This window comes from Pseudomonas allokribbensis (assembly GCF_014863605.1).
GTDB lineage: Bacteria > Pseudomonadota > Gammaproteobacteria > Pseudomonadales > Pseudomonadaceae > Aquipseudomonas > Aquipseudomonas allokribbensis.
Map to the genome: position 1 here is coordinate 423,330 of NZ_CP062252.1, position 18,435 is coordinate 441,764.

16 protein-coding genes are annotated in these 18,435 nt (G+C 61.7%); 15 read left to right on the forward strand and 1 reads right to left on the reverse strand.

Annotation, left to right across the window (positions count from 1 at the left end):
* Nucleotides 1-44: 44 nt before the first annotated feature.
* A complete protein-coding gene (locus IF199_RS01915) occupies nt 45-1,409 on the reverse strand; it encodes a formimidoylglutamate deiminase (protein WP_192559557.1) in 1,365 nt (454 codons plus the stop codon).
* 145 nt (nt 1,410-1,554) lie between these two features.
* Between IF199_RS01915 and hutC the strand changes: the two genes are divergently transcribed.
* The 15 genes from hutC (at nt 1,555) to dtd (ending at nt 18,156) form a co-directional block, all read left to right on the forward strand.
* Complete coding sequence (gene hutC / locus IF199_RS01920) at nt 1,555-2,265, forward strand: histidine utilization repressor (RefSeq protein WP_173861404.1); 711 nt, start codon at nt 1,555-1,557, stop codon at nt 2,263-2,265.
* A 22-nt stretch (nt 2,266-2,287) separates the two neighbouring features.
* Nucleotides 2,288-2,857 carry a HutD/Ves family protein gene (locus tag IF199_RS01925; protein ID WP_192559558.1) on the forward strand — a complete coding sequence of 190 codons (570 nt, stop codon included), beginning with the start codon at nt 2,288-2,290 and terminating at the stop codon, nt 2,855-2,857.
* Nucleotides 2,858-3,278: 421 nt separating this feature from the next.
* Nucleotides 3,279-4,961: a urocanate hydratase gene (gene hutU / locus IF199_RS01930; RefSeq protein WP_192559559.1), complete on the forward strand. Its 1,683-nt coding sequence runs from the start codon at nt 3,279-3,281 to the stop codon at nt 4,959-4,961.
* Nucleotides 4,962-5,041: 80 nt separating this feature from the next.
* A complete protein-coding gene (locus IF199_RS01935; protein WP_192559560.1) occupies nt 5,042-6,514 on the forward strand; it encodes a purine-cytosine permease family protein in 1,473 nt (490 codons plus the stop codon).
* A gap of 70 nt (nt 6,515-6,584) precedes the next feature.
* Entirely contained in the window at nt 6,585-7,553 is a 969-nt protein-coding gene (locus IF199_RS01940) for an ABC transporter substrate-binding protein (RefSeq protein WP_096819949.1), read from the forward strand.
* A gap of 70 nt (nt 7,554-7,623) precedes the next feature.
* Nucleotides 7,624-8,475 carry an ABC transporter permease gene (locus IF199_RS01945; protein WP_096819948.1) on the forward strand — a complete coding sequence of 284 codons (852 nt, stop codon included), beginning with the start codon at nt 7,624-7,626 and terminating at the stop codon, nt 8,473-8,475.
* Nucleotides 8,472-9,302 carry a quaternary amine ABC transporter ATP-binding protein gene (locus tag IF199_RS01950; RefSeq protein WP_102622793.1) on the forward strand — a complete coding sequence of 277 codons (831 nt, stop codon included), beginning with the start codon at nt 8,472-8,474 and terminating at the stop codon, nt 9,300-9,302. The genes IF199_RS01945 and IF199_RS01950 overlap by 4 nt, the downstream gene beginning before the upstream one ends.
* Nucleotides 9,303-9,379: 77 nt before the next feature.
* A complete protein-coding gene (gene hutH, locus IF199_RS01955; protein ID WP_192559561.1) occupies nt 9,380-10,903 on the forward strand; it encodes a histidine ammonia-lyase in 1,524 nt (507 codons plus the stop codon).
* A gap of 117 nt (nt 10,904-11,020) precedes the next feature.
* Complete coding sequence (hutH, locus tag IF199_RS01960) at nt 11,021-12,553, forward strand: histidine ammonia-lyase (protein ID WP_192559562.1); 1,533 nt, start codon at nt 11,021-11,023, stop codon at nt 12,551-12,553.
* A 75-nt stretch (nt 12,554-12,628) separates the two neighbouring features.
* Complete coding sequence (gene hutI, locus IF199_RS01965; protein WP_096819944.1) at nt 12,629-13,834, forward strand: imidazolonepropionase; 1,206 nt, start codon at nt 12,629-12,631, stop codon at nt 13,832-13,834.
* A gap of 10 nt (nt 13,835-13,844) precedes the next feature.
* Nucleotides 13,845-14,645: an N-formylglutamate deformylase gene (gene hutG / locus IF199_RS01970; protein WP_192559563.1), complete on the forward strand. Its 801-nt coding sequence runs from the start codon at nt 13,845-13,847 to the stop codon at nt 14,643-14,645.
* A gap of 148 nt (nt 14,646-14,793) precedes the next feature.
* Nucleotides 14,794-15,741 carry a choline ABC transporter substrate-binding protein gene (locus IF199_RS01975; protein WP_192559564.1) on the forward strand — a complete coding sequence of 316 codons (948 nt, stop codon included), beginning with the start codon at nt 14,794-14,796 and terminating at the stop codon, nt 15,739-15,741.
* Complete coding sequence (locus IF199_RS01980) at nt 15,741-16,646, forward strand: alpha/beta hydrolase (protein WP_192559565.1); 906 nt, start codon at nt 15,741-15,743, stop codon at nt 16,644-16,646. The genes IF199_RS01975 and IF199_RS01980 overlap by 1 nt, the downstream gene beginning before the upstream one ends.
* A 104-nt stretch (nt 16,647-16,750) precedes the next feature.
* On the forward strand, nt 16,751-17,722 hold the full coding sequence (gene pip, locus IF199_RS01985) for a prolyl aminopeptidase (RefSeq protein ID WP_096819940.1): 972 nt from the start codon (nt 16,751-16,753) through the stop codon (nt 17,720-17,722).
* Nucleotides 17,719-18,156 carry a D-aminoacyl-tRNA deacylase gene (gene dtd, locus IF199_RS01990; RefSeq protein ID WP_065260939.1) on the forward strand — a complete coding sequence of 146 codons (438 nt, stop codon included), beginning with the start codon at nt 17,719-17,721 and terminating at the stop codon, nt 18,154-18,156. The genes pip and dtd overlap by 4 nt, the downstream gene beginning before the upstream one ends.
* Nucleotides 18,157-18,435 lie beyond the last annotated feature (279 nt).

Consider the following 18,435-nt stretch of genomic DNA (forward strand, 5'->3'; position numbering starts at 1 on the left):
CAACAAAAAACCTGTGGAGGTTGCCCTCCACAGGTTTTTTTGTGTCAGCCCAAAAGGTCTCGCAGGACTTGGGTGAAGGCGCGATTGCTGTCCTCCTCCCCGGCATGTCGCCCGTCACGAACGACCCACTGACCGTTGACCAGTACGTCACGCACCTGACGGTCGCCACCGGCAAACAGCCAGCGGTTGAGGATCCCGTCACCGCTGGCCGTCGCCAGATACGGATCGCTGCCATCGAGCACAATCCAGTCGGCGCGTTTGCCAACTTCCAGTGCACCGATCGGCTGGCCCAGAGCCTGAGCACCACCGTCCAGCGCCGCGTCATACAAGGTGCGGCCGACCATCGGTTGATCCGCGCCGTACAAACGGTTGCGTCGTTGATCGCGAAGACGCTGGCCGTATTCCAGCCAACGCAATTCTTCCACCACGCTCAACGACACATGGCTGTCGGAGCCGATACCCATGCGTCCGCCCTGAGCCAGGAAATCCACCGCCGGGAAGATCCCGTCGCCGAGGTTGGCTTCGGTGGTCAGGCACAGGCCGGCGATGGCGCGGCTCTTGGCCATCAGCGTGACTTCTTCCGGATTGGCGTGAGTGGCGTGCACCAGGCACCAGCGCTGATCGACTTCGGTGTTTTCGTACAGCCATTGCAGCGGACGGCGACCGCTCCAGCTCAGGCAGTCGTCGACTTCCTTCTGCTGTTCGGCGATGTGGATGTGCACCGGGCATTGCTTGTCGCTGGCCGCCAGCACTTCGCTGATCTGCTGTGGGGTGACCGCGCGCAACGAGTGGAAACACAATCCCAGCGACTGAGCCTTTTCCTGAGCCAGCAGCGGTTGCAGGCGCGATTGCAGCTTCAGGTAGTTTTCGGTGCTGTTGATGAAGCGGCGCTGGCCTTCGTTCGGTGTCTGGCCACCGAAACCGCTGTGGCTGTAGAGCACCGGCAACAGCGTCAGGCCGATGCCGGCAGAGCTCGCGGCCTGGCTGATACGCAACGCCAGCTCGGTCGGATCGGCATACGGCTGACCGTTGTGATCGTGGTGGACGTAATGGAATTCGGCGACCGAGGTGTAACCGGCCTTGAGCATTTCGATATACAGCTGGCGGGCGATCACGCCGAGTTGGTCCGGGCTGATTTTTCCGACGAGCCGATACATCAGATCGCGCCAGGTCCAGAAACTGTCATTGGGATTGCCGGCCACTTCTGCCAGCCCGGCCATCGCTCGCTGGAACGCGTGGGAGTGCAGATTCGGCATCCCCGGCAGCAGCGGACCGCTCAACCGTTCGGCGCCATCTGCAGTGGAATCGGCCTGGATTCGGGTCAAGACGCCTTCGGCGCTGACCTCGAGACGTACATTGTTGGCCCATCCGTTAGGCAGCAGCGCGCGTTCGGCAAAGAAGGCGGACATGGTTCAGCACCCCATCGTGTGTTATTTGTATATACATATACAGACGTTTGCCTGCCCGGTAAACTCCGGCAAGCTAGCAACCTTATCCAATGAACAGGGATCCACCGTGCCGACTCCGCCTCCAGTCTCTCCGTTGGCCGCGAACATGGGCGACAGTCCGGCGCCCTTGTACGCCCGCGTCAAACAGATGATCACCCAGCAGATCGACAGTGGTAACTGGCCGCCGCATTACCGCGTGCCGTCGGAAAGCGAGCTGGTCAGCCAGTTGGGCTTCAGCCGCATGACCATCAACCGAGCGCTGCGGGAAATGACCGCCGACGGCCTCTTGGTGCGCATGCAGGGCGTCGGCACGTTCGTCGCCGAGCCGAAGAGCCAGTCCGCGCTGTTCGAGGTGCACAACATCGCTGATGAAATCGCCTCCCGTGGCCATCGCCACACCTGCCAGGTGATCACCCTGGAAGAAGAGGCCGCCGGTTCCGAGCGCGCCCTGGCGCTGGACATGCGCGAAGGGCAGAAGGTGTTCCACTCGCTGATCGTGCATTACGAAAACGATATTCCGGTGCAGATCGAAGACCGTTTCGTCAACGCGCTGGTCGCCCCGGAATACCTCAAGCAGGACTTCACCCTGCAAACGCCTTACGCCTACCTCAACCAAGTTGCGCCGCTGACCGAAGGCGAGCATGTGGTCGAAGCGATCCTTGCCGAGCCGACCGAATGCAAATTGCTGCAGATCGAAAAAGGCGAGCCGTGCCTGCTGATCCGCCGTCGCACCTGGTCGGGCCGTCAGCCAGTGACGGCGGCGCGCCTGATCCACCCCGGTTCCCGTCATCGTCTGGAAGGTCGGTTTCATAAATAAAAAGCATAAATAGAGAGCATAAATGAGCGAGTTGAAGGTTCTACGCGCCGAAGGCTACCCGCGCATGCCGTGGAAAAACGGCGGCGGCAGCACCGAGGAAATCACCCGTGACGCCGGTGCCGGTCTCGAGGGTTTCGGCTGGCGTCTGTCGATTGCCGACATCGCCGAATCCGGCGGCTTCTCGACGTTCACCGGTTATCAGCGGGTGATCACGGTGTTGCAGGGCGACGGCATGACCTTGTGTGTCGACGGTGACGACACTCGGCCGCTGTTACCCCTCGACCCGTTTGCCTTCAGCGGCGAAAGCCAGGTGTCCTGCACCTTGCTCGGCGGCGCGATCCGCGATTTCAACCTGATCTACGCACCGCAGCGCTACAGCGCGCGTTTGCAGTGGCTGGATGGCGAGCAACGGTTCTTCAGCTCCGCCGGCACCGTTCTCGTCTTCAGCGTCAGCGAGTTGCTGGAAGTGACGGTCGGTGACAGCGCTTCGCAACTCGGCCGGCATGATTGCCTGCAACTGGACGGTAACACCGGTCTGGTGGAAATCGCCGTCAACGCGGGCTGCTGTGTGATCGAACTGACTGCACACTGATCCGATCCTTGAAAAACCGCCGCTTTGAACAGTGCCCGTAAGGGCTGTTGAAAACGGCGGTTTTTTTCATCCCGACGTTCCCGAACGCGCACCAACTTGTTACCGAACGCCCCAGCGTGGCGCAAAACCACGCTTATGAACCAGCCTCCCGCTTGCTCAAACCATCCCCGCGAAAAAAATCATACACGCCACAACCCTTGATTCAGGCGTCCTCCAGCCATGCCCGGCATTTTTGTTGAGCAGCCCTCCAACAAGTTGGCCGCTCGATTGCATATGCTTGTATGTACAAGTAAAGACGTATGCGTATGAGTCGTTAGAGGTTCTCCGCAGCGTCCCTGATTCGCTTGTCGCGCATTGAAGCGCACAAGCCGCTTGCCCATCGCCAGGGTTGGTTTGAATTGATCGCTGAGGAGTCTTTTTCGTGACTGACAACAACCGCACCAAATTCCGTGACGTTGAAATCCGCGCCGCCCGCGGCAACAAGCTGACCGCCAAGAGCTGGCTGACCGAAGCGCCGCTGCGCATGTTGATGAACAACCTCGACCCGGAAGTGGCCGAGAACCCGAAAGAGCTGGTGGTCTACGGTGGCATCGGCCGCGCTGCGCGCAACTGGGAGTGCTACGACAAGATCGTCGAAAGCCTGACCAACCTGAACGACGACGAAACCCTGCTGGTGCAGTCCGGCAAACCGGTCGGCGTGTTCAAGACCCACAGCAATGCGCCGCGCGTGCTGATCGCCAACTCCAACCTGGTGCCGCACTGGGCGACCTGGGAACACTTCAACGAACTCGACGCCAAGGGCCTGGCCATGTACGGCCAGATGACCGCCGGCAGCTGGATCTACATCGGCAGCCAGGGCATCGTCCAGGGCACCTACGAAACCTTCGTCGAAGCCGGTCGCCAGCATTACAACTCCAACCTCAAGGGCCGCTGGGTCCTGACCGCCGGCCTCGGCGGCATGGGTGGCGCTCAGCCGCTGGCCGCGACCCTGGCCGGTGCCTGCTCGCTGAACATTGAATGCCAGCAGGTGAGCATCGATTTCCGCCTGAAAAGCCGCTACGTCGACGAGCAAGCCAAAGACCTCGACGACGCCCTGGCGCGCATCACCAAATACACCAAAGAAGGCAAGGCGATCTCCATCGCGCTGCTGGGCAACGCTGCGGAAATCCTCCCGGAACTGGTTCGTCGCGGCGTGCGCCCGGACATGGTCACCGACCAGACCAGCGCCCACGATCCGCTCAACGGCTACCTGCCGGCCGGCTGGACCTGGGACGAATACCGCGCCCGCGCCAAGACCGAACCGGCTGCGGTGATCAAGGCTGCCAAGCAATCGATGGCCGTGCACGTCAAGGCGATGCTCGACTTCCAGAAGCAAGGCATCCCGACCTTCGACTACGGCAACAACATCCGTCAGATGGCTCAGGAAGAGGGCGTGGAAAACGCCTTCGACTTCCCGGGTTTCGTTCCGGCCTACATCCGCCCGCTGTTCTGCCGTGGCATCGGCCCGTTCCGCTGGGCGGCGCTGTCGGGTGATCCGCAGGACATCTACAAGACCGACGCCAAGGTCAAAGAACTGATCCCGGACGACGCCCACCTGCACAACTGGCTGGACATGGCCCGCGAGCGCATCAGCTTCCAGGGTCTGCCGGCACGCATCTGCTGGGTCGGCCTGGGCCAACGCGCCAAGCTCGGCCTGGCGTTCAACGAAATGGTCCGTCGTGGCGAGCTGTCGGCACCAATCGTGATCGGTCGCGACCACCTCGACTCCGGCTCGGTGTCCAGCCCGAACCGTGAAACCGAATCGATGCAGGATGGCTCCGATGCCGTCTCCGACTGGCCACTGCTCAACGCCCTGCTGAACACCGCGAGCGGCGCGACCTGGGTTTCGCTGCACCACGGTGGTGGCGTCGGCATGGGCTTCTCGCAGCACTCGGGCATGGTGATCGTCTGCGACGGCACGGATGAAGCGGCCGAGCGTATCGCTCGTGTGCTGCACAACGACCCGGGCACCGGTGTGATGCGTCACGCCGACGCCGGTTACCAGATCGCCATCGACTGCGCCAAGGAGCAAGGGCTGAACCTGCCGATGATCACCGGTAAATAAAAACGGCGGGAGCGAGCATGCTCGCTCCCGCTCAAGCCAATACAACAACAAAACCCAGAACAATCCACAGAGGTTGAATCATGGCTGGCAACACCGATCGTGCAAGCAACAAACCGTTGATCGAAAAGCGTTCGATCGACTACATCCCGGAAGCGGAAAGACACGGTCGTCTATTCAGTCAGTTCACCCTGTGGATGGGTGCCAACCTGCAAATCACCGCAATCGTCACCGGGGCCTTGGCCGTGGTGCTGGGCGGCGATGTGTTCTGGTCGCTGATCGGTCTGTTGATCGGTCAACTGCTGGGCGGCGGTGTCATGGCGCTGCACGCGGCACAAGGTCCGAAGCTGGGCCTGCCGCAGATGATCTCCAGTCGTGTGCAGTTCGGGGTCTATGGCGCGGCGATTCCGATCGTGCTGGTGTGCCTGATGTACCTGGGTTTCACCGCGACCGGGACCGTGCTGTCGGGTCAGGCGCTGGGCCAGTTGTTTGGTGTCAGTGACACTGTCGGCATCCTTCTTTTCGCCAGCGTCATCGTCGTGGTCACGGTGCTCGGCTATCGGGTGATCCACTGGATCGGCCGTATTGCCAGTGCCATTGGCGTGATTGCTTTTGTTTATCTGTTCAGCCGTCTGCTGAGTCAGGTGGACGTCGGCGCACTTCTGGAAATCCGCCACTTCAGCTGGAGCAGTTTCCTGCTGGCGGTGTCGCTGGCAGCGTCCTGGCAGATCGCCTTCGGCCCTTACGTGGCGGACTACTCGCGCTACCTGCCGAGCAAGGTTTCCTCGGTGAAAACCTTTTTCGCTGCCGGTGCCGGTTCGGTAATTGGCGCGCAGGTGGCGATGATCCTCGGCGTGTTCGCGGCGGCTTCGGCCAACGGCCAGTTCGCCGGTCATGAAGTGGCTTACATCGTCGGCCTGGGCGGGACCGGTGCCACCGCTGCGCTGCTGTATTTCAGCATCGCGTTCGGCAAGGTGACCATCTCCACCCTGAACTCCTACGGCAGCTTCATGTGCATCGCGACCATCATCAGCGGTTTCCGTGGTGACCTGAAAGTAACGCGCCTGCAGCGTCTGGTGTTCGTGCTGGTCATCGTGGGTGCGGCGACGCTGATGGCGCTGCTCGGCCAGCACTCGTTCCTCGGGGCGTTCAAGTCTTTCATCCTGTTCCTGCTGGCGTTCTTCACGCCGTGGAGCGCGATCAACCTGGTGGACTACTACTGCATCACCCGCGAGCGCTATGACGTACCGGCGCTGGCCGATCCGAACGGTCGCTACGGCCGCTGGAACCTCCTCGGTATCAGCGTCTACGTGTTCGGTGTGCTGGTGCAGCTGCCGTTCATTTCCACCAAGTTCTACACCGGTCCGCTGGTGGCCGCGCTGGGTGATGTGGATATCTCGTGGATCATCGGCCTGGTGTTGCCTGCCGCGCTGTACTACGTGTGCGCAAAGAAATGGCACGGCAGCGTGCCCGATCAACTGATTCTGCCGGTCGAGCAGAACAGCGTTGTACAACCTAAAGCAAGCGGGGCCGGTCGCGCTGCGGCGCAGGCCTGATTTGGACGTGGACAGGGCTGGATGCCTCTTGACTGCCGTAAGCCAACTCATGATTAGGAGCGTCACAACAATGAAATCGAACAAGACCCTGCTGACCACACTGCTGTCCATGGGCCTGCTGGCCAGTGCCGGCGCCACTCAGGCTGCCGGCTGGTGCGAATCCGGCAAACCGGTGAAATTCGCCGGCCTGAACTGGGAAAGCGCGATGTTGCTGACCGACGTGCTGCAAGTCGTGTTGGAGAAAGGTTACGACTGCAAGACCGACAGCCTGCCGGGCAACTCCATCACCATGGAAAACGCCCTGAGCAGCAACGATATTCAAGTGTTCGCCGAAGAGTGGGTCGGCCGCAGCGAGGTCTGGAACAAGGCCGAGAAGGCCGGCAAGGTCGTCGGTGTCGGCGCGCCGGTCGTCGGTGCGATTGAAGGCTGGTACGTGCCGCGCTACGTGATCGAAGGCGATGCCAAGCGCAAGATCGAAGCCAAGGCGCCGGACCTGAAAAACATCGCTGACCTGGGCAAATACTCGGCAATCTTCAAGGATGCCGAAGAGCCGTCCAAGGGCCGTTTCTACAACTGCCCTGCCGGCTGGACCTGCGAGCTGGACAACAGCGAAATGCTGAAAAGCTACGGCCTGGAAAGCACCTACACCAACTTCCGCCCGGGCACCGGCCCGGCGCTGGATGCGGCGGTGCTGTCGAGCTACAAGCGTGGCGAGCCGATCCTGTTCTACTACTGGTCGCCAACCCCGCTGATGGGCCAGATCGACGCCGTCAAACTGGAAGAGAAACCGGGCGTCGACAAGACCGTGACCATCAAGGTCGGCCTGTCCAAGACCTTCCACGAGCAAGCGCCGGAGCTGGTGGCCGTGCTGGAAAAGGTCAACCTGCCGATCGACCTGCTGAACCAGAACCTGGGTCGCATGACCAAGGAGCGGATCGAGTCGCCAAAACTGGCCAAGATCTTCCTGAAGGAACATCCTGAAGTCTGGCACGCATGGGTGAGCGACGACGCAGCCAAGAAAATCGACGCGGCCTTGTAGGTCGAGCTTCACCGGCTGCCGGCAACGGCAGTCGGTCGCTTGATCGCAACCCCTTGATTGAGAGTCTCTTATGTTTCCCGAACGATTTACGTTTTCCATCGCCGACTGGGTCAACGGTTGGGTCGATGCGCTGGTCACCAACTACGGCGACGTGTTCCGCCATATCTCCGACACCCTGCTGTGGGCCATCGTCAACCTTGAAGGCCTGCTGCGCGCAGCACCGTGGTGGTTGATGCTGGCCATCGTCGCGGGCGTTGCCTGGCACGCCACGCGCAAAGTCGTGACCACCGCCGTGATCGTCGGTTTGCTGTTCCTGGTCGGCGCCGTCGGCCTGTGGGACAAACTGATGCAAACGCTGGCGCTGATGATGGTCGCCACGGTCATCTCGGTGCTGATCGGTGTGCCGCTGGGGATTCTCTCGGCGCGCAGCAATCGCCTGCGTTCGATCCTGATGCCGCTGCTCGACATCATGCAGACCATGCCCAGCTTCGTGTACCTGATTCCGGTGCTGATGCTGTTCGGCCTGGGCAAGGTGCCGGCGATTTTCGCCACCGTGATCTACGCAGCACCGCCGCTGATCCGTCTGACCGATCTGGGCATCCGCCAGGTCGACGGTGAAGTGATGGAAGCCATCAACGCCTTCGGCGCCAACCGCTGGCAGCAACTGTTCGGCGTGCAACTGCCGCTGGCCCTGCCGAGCATCATGGCCGGGATCAACCAGACCACCATGATGGCCCTGTCGATGGTGGTGATTGCCTCGATGATCGGCGCCCGTGGCCTGGGTGAAGATGTGCTGGTGGGCATTCAGACCCTCAACGTCGGACGTGGTCTTGAAGCCGGTCTGGCGATCGTGATTCTCGCAGTGGTCATCGACCGCATTACCCAGGCGTATGGTCGGCCACGGCATGAGGTGAGCAAATGAACAACGCAACCGTGAGCAAGATCGAAGTCAAAAACGTCTTCAAGATTTTCGGCAACCGCGCCAAGGACGCCCTGGCGATGGTCGGCCAGGGCAAGACCAAGGATCAGGTGCTGAACGAAACCGGTTGCGTGGTCGGGGTCAACGACTTGTCCCTGAGCATCGGCACCGGCGAGATCTTCGTGATCATGGGCCTGTCCGGCTCCGGCAAATCCACGCTGGTGCGCCACTTCAATCGCCTGATCGACCCGACCAGCGGCGCGATCCTGGTGGACGGCGTGGACATCCTGCAATACGACATGGAAGCCCTGCGCGAATTTCGCCGGCACAAGATCAGCATGGTGTTCCAGAGCTTCGGCCTGCTGCCGCACAAGACCGTCCTCGACAACGTCGCCTACGGCCTGAAAGTGCGCGGCGAGACCAAGCAGCTGTGCGCCGAACGCGCACTGCACTGGATCAACACCGTGGGCCTCAAAGGCTACGAAAACAAATACCCGCACCAGCTCTCCGGTGGCATGCGCCAGCGTGTCGGCCTGGCCCGCGCTCTGGCGGCGGACACCGACATCATCCTGATGGACGAAGCGTTCAGCGCTCTCGATCCGCTGATCCGCGCCGAGATGCAGGATCAGTTGCTGGAGCTGCAAAAGACCCTGCACAAGACCATCGTCTTCATCACCCACGACCTCGACGAGGCCGTGCGCATCGGCAACCGCATCGCGATCCTCAAGGACGGCCGCCTGATCCAGGTCGGTACGCCGAAAGAGATCCTGCACTCGCCGGCGGATGAGTATGTCGACCGCTTCGTGCAGCGGCGGGCGGCGGTGGTTTGAGGTTCGTTCCCGCGTCGAGGCGTCGAGCCGTCTGCGTGGGAATGCATTCCGTGACGATCAGGTTAAAGAGGTTTTAGATGTCCCAGGCTGAAAAAATCGTTATCGCCGACGCCTCGATGCGTTGGCAGGATGTGGTCGCGGTAGCCCGTCACGGCGCGCAGTTCGAGCTGTCGGCCCAGACCTGGGCGCGCATCGAAAATGCTCAGGGCATCGTCCAGCGCATCGTTGCCAGCGGCGAACGTGCTTATGGCGTCAATACCGGGCTGGGCGGTTTGTCCAATGTCTCGCTGCAGGGCGAACAACTCAGCCAGCTGTCGCGCAACACCTTGCTCAGCCATGCCTGCGGCGTCGGCCCGGTGCTGGCCGACGAGCAGACCCGCGCCATCATGTGCGCTGCGATTCGCAATTACAGCCACGGCAAATCCGGGATTCATCGGCAAGTGGTCGAAGCGCTGCTGGCGCTACTCAATCGCGGCATCACCCCGCAAGTGCCGTCCCAGGGTTCGGTGGGTTACCTGACCCACATGGCGCACATCGGTATCGCGCTGCTGGGTGTCGGTAACGTCAGCTATCGCGGGCAGGTTGTCTCTGCGCAGCAAGCGCTGGCCGAAGAAGGCCTGCAACCGGTGCAACTCGGCGCGAAGGACGGTTTGTGCCTGGTCAATGGCACGCCGTGCATGACCGGTCTCGGCTGCCTGGCCATCGCCGATGCCACGCGTCTGGTGCAATGGGCGGACGTGGTCGGTGCCATGAGTTTCGAAGCGCAGCGCGGCCAGATCGCCGCGTTCGACGCCGAGATCATCGCGCTCAAGCCGCATCCGGGCATGCAGCAGGTCGGCGTCAATCTGCGTGCGTTGCTCGATGGCAGCGAAGTGATTGCGACGAGCAAAGGCATTCGCACCCAGGATGCGCTGAGCATCCGTTCGATCCCGCAGGTGCATGGCGCCGCGCGCGATCAACTGGAACACGCGATCAAACAGATCGAAACCGAGCTCAACGGCTGCACCGACAACCCGTTGCTGCTGGGTACGCCGGACAACTTCCGGGTGATGTCCCAGGCCAACCCGCACGGTCAATCGGTCGCGCTGGCGGCGGACTTGCTGGCCATCGCGATGGCCGAAATCGGCTCGATTGCCGAGCGGCGTCTGGACCGACTGATCAACCCGCATGTCAGCGGTCTGCCGGCGTTCCTGGTGGCCAATCCGGGAGTGAACTCCGGGATGATGATCGTGCAATACGTCGCTGCGTCGCTGTGCGCGGAAAACCGCCAGTTGGCGCAACCGGCGGTGCTCGACAACTACGTCACTTCGGGCCTGCAGGAAGACCATCTGAGCATGGGTACCAACGCCGCGCTGAAGCTGCACCGCGCACTGGAAAACTGCACGCAGATCCTCGCCATCGAGTACCTGCTGGCGGCTCAGGCCTTTGAATTCCTCAAGGAACAACGCTTCGGCGCCGGCACCGATGTGGCGTGGCGACTGCTGCGCGAGAAAGTCCCGGCCTACGATCAGGACCGCTGGCTGGCGCCGGATATCGCCGCTGCCGCGAGCGTGTTGAAGGACTCGGATTTGCTGCACAACGTACTACCGAATTTGCACTGACAACTGCCCATACCAGCGTGCCAAGGCGCGGATCGTCCAAAAGACGAGAGGCGACGGATAACGGAATGCTCCGGAGCGACTGGTAGTTCATAACAAACTCTCAAAAGGAGCATTTAAATGACTGCGCTGAACCTGATCCCCGGCCAACTGAGCCTGGCCCAACTGCGTGACGTCTACCAGAACCCGGTCAAACTGACTCTCGACAACAGCGCTGCTGCGCAGATCGAAGCCAGCGTCGCCTGCGTCGAGCAGATCCTCGCCGAGAACCGCACCGCCTACGGCATCAACACCGGTTTCGGCCTGCTGGCCTCGACCCGCATCGCCAGCGAAGACCTGGAAAATCTCCAGCGCTCGCTGGTGCTGTCCCACGCCGCTGGCGTTGGTCAGCCGATCAGCGATGAGCTGGTGCGTTTGATCATGGTGCTCAAGGTCAACAGCCTGAGCCGTGGTTTCTCCGGCATCCGCCGCGTGGTGATCGATGCGCTGATCGCCCTGATCAATGCCGAGGTTTACCCGCACATTCCGTTGAAAGGTTCGGTCGGCGCATCCGGTGACCTGGCACCGCTGGCGCACATGTCGCTGGTACTGCTGGGCGAAGGCAAGGCGCGCTACAAGGGCGAGTGGATGGAAGCGACCGAGGCGCTGAAAGTCGCCGGTCTGACCCCGCTGACACTGGCCGCGAAAGAAGGTCTGGCGCTGCTCAATGGCACTCAGGTTTCTACTGCATTCGCGCTGCGCGGCCTGTTCGAAGGTGAAGACCTGTTTGCCGGTGCACTGGCGCTGGGCGGTCTGACGGTGGAAGCGGTGCTCGGTTCGCGTTCGCCGTTCGACGCACGCATCCACGCCGCCCGTGGCCAGAAAGGCCAGATTGACACCGCTGCTGCTTACCGCGATCTGCTCGGCGAGCGCAGTGAAGTCTCCGATTCGCACCAGAACTGCGAAAAGGTTCAGGACCCGTACTCGCTGCGTTGCCAGCCGCAAGTCATGGGCGCCTGCCTGACTCAGTTCCGTCAGGCTGCCGAGGTGCTGGTGATCGAAGCCAACGCCGTGTCCGACAACCCATTGGTATTCGCGGCTGAAGGCGACGTGATTTCCGGCGGTAACTTCCACGCCGAGCCAGTGGCCATGGCCGCTGACAACATGGCTTTGGCCATCGCCGAAATCGGTTCGCTGAGCGAACGTCGCATCTCGCTGATGATGGACAAACACATGTCGCAACTGCCGCCGTTCCTGGTGGCCAATGGCGGGGTGAACTCCGGTTTCATGATTGCCCAAGTGACTGCGGCCGCACTGGCCAGCGAGAACAAGGCACTGGCCCATCCGCATTCGGTGGACAGCCTGCCAACCTCCGCCAACCAGGAAGACCACGTGTCGATGGCTCCGGCTGCCGGCAAGCGGCTGTGGGAAATGGCCGAGAACACGCGCGGGATTCTCGCGGTGGAATGGCTGGCGGCGGCGCAAGGTCTGGACCTGCGCAACGGCCTGAAGACCTCGACCAAACTGGAACAGGCCCGGGCGATTCTGCGTCGCGAAGTGCCGTTCTACGAGAAGGACCGCTTCTTTGCGCCGGACATCAATGCGGCGACCGAGCTGTTGGCTTCGCGCATTCTGACTGAACTGGTTCCGGCGAAACTGTTGCCGAGCCTTTAACCCTATCCACTGATCGTTCCCACGCAGACGGTTCGACGCCTCGACGTGGGAACGATCGCAAGACGAGGACCTGGGATGAAAACCCTCTGGCAACACTGCCACGTCGCAACCATGGCGCAAGGCGTCTACTCGATCATCGAGGATGCGGCCATCGTGACGTCCGGTGCACACATCGAGTGGATCGGCCCGCGCACTCAATTGCCGTCGGGCGAATACCCGGCGGTCAACGATCTGCAAGGCGCGTGGGTCACCCCCGGCCTGATCGACTGCCACACCCACACCGTGTTCGGCGGCAACCGCAGCGGTGAGTTCGAGAAACGCCTGCAAGGCGTCAGCTACGCCGAGATCGCAGCGGCCGGCGGCGGCATCGCCAGCACCGTGCGCGCCACGCGCGAAGCGTCGGAAGACGAACTGTTCGCCAGCGCCGCCAAACGCCTGAAAAGCCTGATGCGCGACGGCGTGACCACGGTCGAAATGAAATCCGGCTACGGCCTCGACCTGGCCAGCGAGCGCAAGATCCTGCGGGTCATCCGCCGCCTTGCCGACGAATTGCCGATCAGCGTGCGCAGCACCTGTCTGGCGGCTCACGCGTTGCCACCGGAATACAAGGATCGCGCTGACGATTACATCGATCACATCTGCACCGAAATGCTTCCAGCGCTGGCCGCCGAAGGCCTGGTGGATGCGGTGGATGCGTTCTGCGAATACCTGGCGTTCTCCCCGGAGCAAGTCGAGCGGGTGTTCATCGTCGCGCAAAAACTCGGCCTGCCGGTGAAGTTGCACGCCGAACAACTGTCGTCGCTGCACGGCTCCAGCCTGGCTGCGCGTTATCACGCATTGTCTGCCGATCATCTGGAGTTCATGGACGAAGCCGACGCCATCGCCATGGCCGAATCCGACACTGTCGCGGTGTTGTTGCCGGGCGCGTTCTACTTTCTGCGTGAAACCCAGTTGCCGCCGATGGAAGCCCTGCGCAAGCACAAGGTGAAAATCGCCATTGCCAGCGACCTCAACCCCGGCACCTCGCCGGCGTTGTCGTTGCGGCTGATGCTGAACATGGCCTGCACCTGTTTCCGCATGACCCCGGAAGAAGCCCTGGCCGGCGCCACGATTCATGCGGCGCAAGCCTTGGGCATGGCCGATACCCACGGTTCGCTGGAAGTCGGCAAGGTGGCGGATTTCGTCGCCTGGCACATCGACCGGCCGGCGGATCTGGCGTACTGGCTCGGTGGTGAACTGGACAAACGCGTCGTGCGTCACGGCGTTGAATCAAGTCTGTAGGAGAACGGTTGTGGATAAGGTTCTGAACTTCAAACAAGGTCGCGTGCCGCTGCTGATCAGCATGCCCCACGCGGGTGTGCGCCTGACCCCGGCGGTCGAGGCCGGATTGATCCCGGACGCGAAAAGCCTGCCGGACACCGACTGGCATATTCCGCAGCTCTACGACTTCGCCGCCGAACTGGGCGCCAGCACGCTGGCGGCCGAGTACTCGCGGTTCGTCATCGACTTGAACCGGCCGTCCGACGACAAACCGTTGTACGCGGGCGCCACCACGGGCCTGTACCCGGCGACGCTGTTCGATGGCATTCCGTTGTTCAAGGAAGGCAAGGAACCGTCGAAAGAAGAACGCGCGTCGTACCTGGAACAGATCTGGACGCCGTACCACCGCACCTTGCAGGAAGAGCTGGCGCGGCTGAAGGCCGAGTTCGGTTACGTACTGTTATTCGATGCGCACTCGATCCGTTCGGTGATCCCGCACCTGTTCGACGGCAAACTGCCGGACTTCAACCTCGGCACCTTCAACGGCGCCAGCTGCGATCCGCAGTTGGCCACGCAACTGGAAGCGATCTGCGCGCGCCACGGCGATTACAGCCATGTGCTGAACGGACGCTTCAAGGGCGGCCACATCACCCGTCACTACGGCAACCCGGCCGAGAACATCCACGCCGTGCAACTGGAACTGGGCCAGTGCACCTATATGGAAGAGTTCGAACCGTTCCGCTACCGCGCCGATCTGGCGGAGCCGACGCGGGTGGTGCTCAAGGAGTTGTTGCAAGGGCTGCTCGCCTGGGGCGAAAAGCACTACAACTGAGTCTGTTTTGGAGAGCACCTGTCGCCACCGTGCAAATCCCGGTCGCCACAGGTCGCTTTTCCGTCTCGCCTGCTGCGTAATGTTTCGGCCACGGTGCAAGAAGACACCGATCCGAACAATAACCCGCTGCCGCACGAGACGATCCCACATGAAAAAACTGTTCACTCGTTGTGCGTTAATCCTCACCGGCAGTGCGCTGCTCAGCGCCGGCGCCATGGCTTCCGACGATGCTTCCTGCAAAACCGTGCGCATGGGTGTGGTCAACTGGACCGACGTGATCGCCACCAGCGGCATGGCCGACGTATTGCTCAATGGTCTCGGCTACGAAAGCAAACAGACCAGCGCCGTGCAGCAAATCATCTTTGCCGGCATCCGCGACAAGCGTCTGGATATCTTCCTCGGCTACTGGAAACCGGCGATGGACAAGAACATCGCGCCGTTCATCGCTGCCAATCAAGTCAAAGTGATGGACAAGCCAAGCCTGGCGGATGCTCAGGCGACCCTCGCGGTGCCGGACTACGTTGCGGCGGCGGGGCTGAAAACCTTTGGTGACATCGCAAAATTCAAGGATCAGCTCGGCGCCAAGATCTACGGCATTGAGCCCGGCAGCGGCGCCAACACCACGATCAAGACCATGATCGAAACCAACCATTTCGGTCTGAAGGATTTCAAGATCATTGAATCCGGTGAGGCCGGCATGCTTGCCGCCGTGCAGCGGGCGGTGAACCGCAAGGAATTCGTGGTGTTCGTCGGCTGGACCCCGCACCCGATGAACATCAACATGAAAATCACCTACCTGACCGGCAGCGACGATGTCTACGGCCCGAACGAAGGCGCCGCCACCGTTTCCACCGTCACCGCGCCGGACTATGCCGAGCGCTGCCCCAACGTCCATCGACTGCTGGAAAACCTGACCTTCACCGCCGCTCAGGAAAGCCAGTTGATGGTGCCGATCATGGAGCGCAAGACACCCCAGGAAGTGGCAAAGAACTGGCTGCGTGAGCACCCGGAAGATTTGCAGCGCTGGCTGGCGGGTGTCAGCAGTTTCGACGGCAAGGATGGCGTGGCCACGGTTCAGGCCAGTCTGAAAAACTGATGGGTACTTATCCACTGTCGCCGGCGATGGCGGCGTTTGTCGCCAGGACCGAAAGCTTCGCCAGCGATGACAGCAGCCTTGCTGGATTGCGCCGGGGCTATGACGAGATGTGCCGGGCGTTCACTCCACCGCGACCGGCAGGGCTTGAGGTAGAGGACTTTCGATTGGGCGCGGTGTCGGTCCGTGCCTATCGCCCACCCCTGGCGTTACCGTCCTGTGTGGTGTACCTGCACGGCGGTGGCTGGGTGGTTGGCGGGCTGGATTCCCACGACTTCATCTGCTGCGAACTGGCCGTGGCGCTCGGGGCAATGGTGGTGGCGGTGGATTACCGGCTGGCGCCGGAGCATCCGTTTCCCGCCGGGTTCGACGATTGCCTGAATGTCTGGCGTGCCCTGCGCGACGGATCGTTCGGCTTCGACCGCGAGCGGATGCTGGTGGCCGGCGACAGCGCCGGTGGCAATCTCGCCGCCGCGTTGTGCCTGGCCTTGCGCGATACCGGCGAGCCTCTGCCCGGCGCTCAGGTGCTGATCTATCCCGGACTGGGCGGCGACGAACATCTGCCGTCACGCAGCGAATGCGCCGATGCGCCACTACTGACCAGCAGCGATGTCGACTGTTATCACGCGTTGTACCTGCGTGGCTCGACGCAACCGAATGCCTGGGCCATGCCGTTGCTCGCCGATGACGTCAGCCGATTGCCCCCGGCCTGGATCGCCGTGGCGCAGTTCGATCCGTTGCGCGACGACGGGGTGCGCTACGCCGAACGACTCGCCGCCGCCGGGGGCGAGGCCGCGTTGTATTACGGTGAAGGGCTGGTGCATGGCTGTCTGCGGGCGCGGCATCAGGTCGCCGAAGTCGATCGTCTCTACGAAAGCCTGCTGGGGTTCATGGCTGACAAATTGTGACAGTGCACGGGCATGCTCATTGACGTAAATCGGGTTTATGATGCCGGACGGCAGAATAATAGAAGTCCCCCCAGGGATGACCTCGACCCCTTACGGAGCACGCAATGCAGACATTGTTTCCGCAGATCAAACCTCACGCACGGCACGATCTGGCCGTCGACGACACCCATACGCTGTACGTCGACGAAAGCGGTTCACCGGAAGGTTTGCCGGTGGTGTTCATCCACGGTGGTCCCGGTGCCGGGTGCGATGCCCAGAGCCGTCGCTACTTCGATCCTAACCTGTATCGCATTGTCACCTTCGACCAGCGCGGTTGCGGTCGCTCCACCCCGCACGCCAGCCTGGAAAACAACACCACCTGGGATCTGGTCGAAGACCTCGAGCGCATTCGCAAACACCTGGGCATCGAGAAATGGGTGTTGTTCGGCGGTTCCTGGGGTTCGACCCTGGCGCTGGCTTATGCGCAGACCCACCCGGAGCGCGTGCATGGTCTGATCCTGCGTGGGATCTTTCTCTGCCGCCCGCAGGAAATCGAATGGTTCTACCAGGCCGGTGCCAGCCGTCTGTTCCCCGATTACTGGCAGGACTACATCGCGCCGATCCCGCTGGACGAGCGTGATGACCTGCTCAGCGCGTTCCACAAACGCCTGACCGGCAACGACCAGATCGCCCAGATGCACGCGGCCAAAGCCTGGTCGACCTGGGAAGGACGCACCGCGACCCTGCGGCCGAACCCGCTGGTGGTCGACCGTTTCTCCGAGCCGCAGCGCGCCTTGTCGATTGCGCGGATCGAATGCCACTACTTCACCAACAACGCTTTTCTTGAGCCGAACCAGTTGATTCGCGACATGGGCAAGATCGCCCATCTGCCGGGTGTGATCATCCACGGCCGCTACGACGTGATCTGCCCGCTCGACAATGCCTGGGAACTGCATCAGGCCTGGCCGAACAGCGAGCTGCAGGTGATCCGCGACGCCGGTCATGCTGCGTCCGAACCGGGCATCACCGATGCGCTGGTACGTGCCGCCAGCAACATGGCCCGGCGCCTGCTCGACCTGCCGCCCGAAGAAGCATGAAGGGGCTTTTGCAGCGCGTGAAAGGCGCGCGGGTCGAAGTGGCGGGTGAGGTGGTCGGCAGCGTCGATCAGGGGTTGCTGGTGCTGGTGGCGGTCGAACCCGACGACACGCAGGCCAGCGCCGACAAACTTCTGCATAAGCTGCTTAACTATCGAGTATTCAGTGACGCCGAAGGCAAGATGAATCTGTCTTTGGCGGATGTGGGCGGCGGGTTGCTGCTGGTCTCTCAGTTCACCCTGGCTGCCGACACCAAAAGCGGGTTGCGCCCGAGTTTCTCGACCGCTGCCCCTCCGGCTCTGGGCGAGGAATTGTTCGACTATCTATTAAGCAAAGCGAAACAGATGCATGGCACTGTGGCATCAGGTAGATTCGGCGCGGATATGCAGGTGCACCTGGTCAACGATGGCCCGGTAACCTTCCTGTTACAGACATGAAAGTGCTTGAAACAACTTTTTAAGGGCTTTTCGGCTGAAAACAGGGAATTTTCGCGATAAATACTTTGTTACCCCTGATGCGTTGTCACGCGGGCTACTAGATAATCGCGCGCTACGGGGATCAGCGTTCGTTGGTCCATTTTGACTTAGGTAGAGACTTGTCCGGATCCGATTGGGGAATCATTTTGACCCAGCGGAGTCGGAACAATGCTCGCCAACTTGGCAAGGGTGCCCTGCAAGGCCGGTATTTTTGTACCGAAAACCTCACAGGCACTTCAT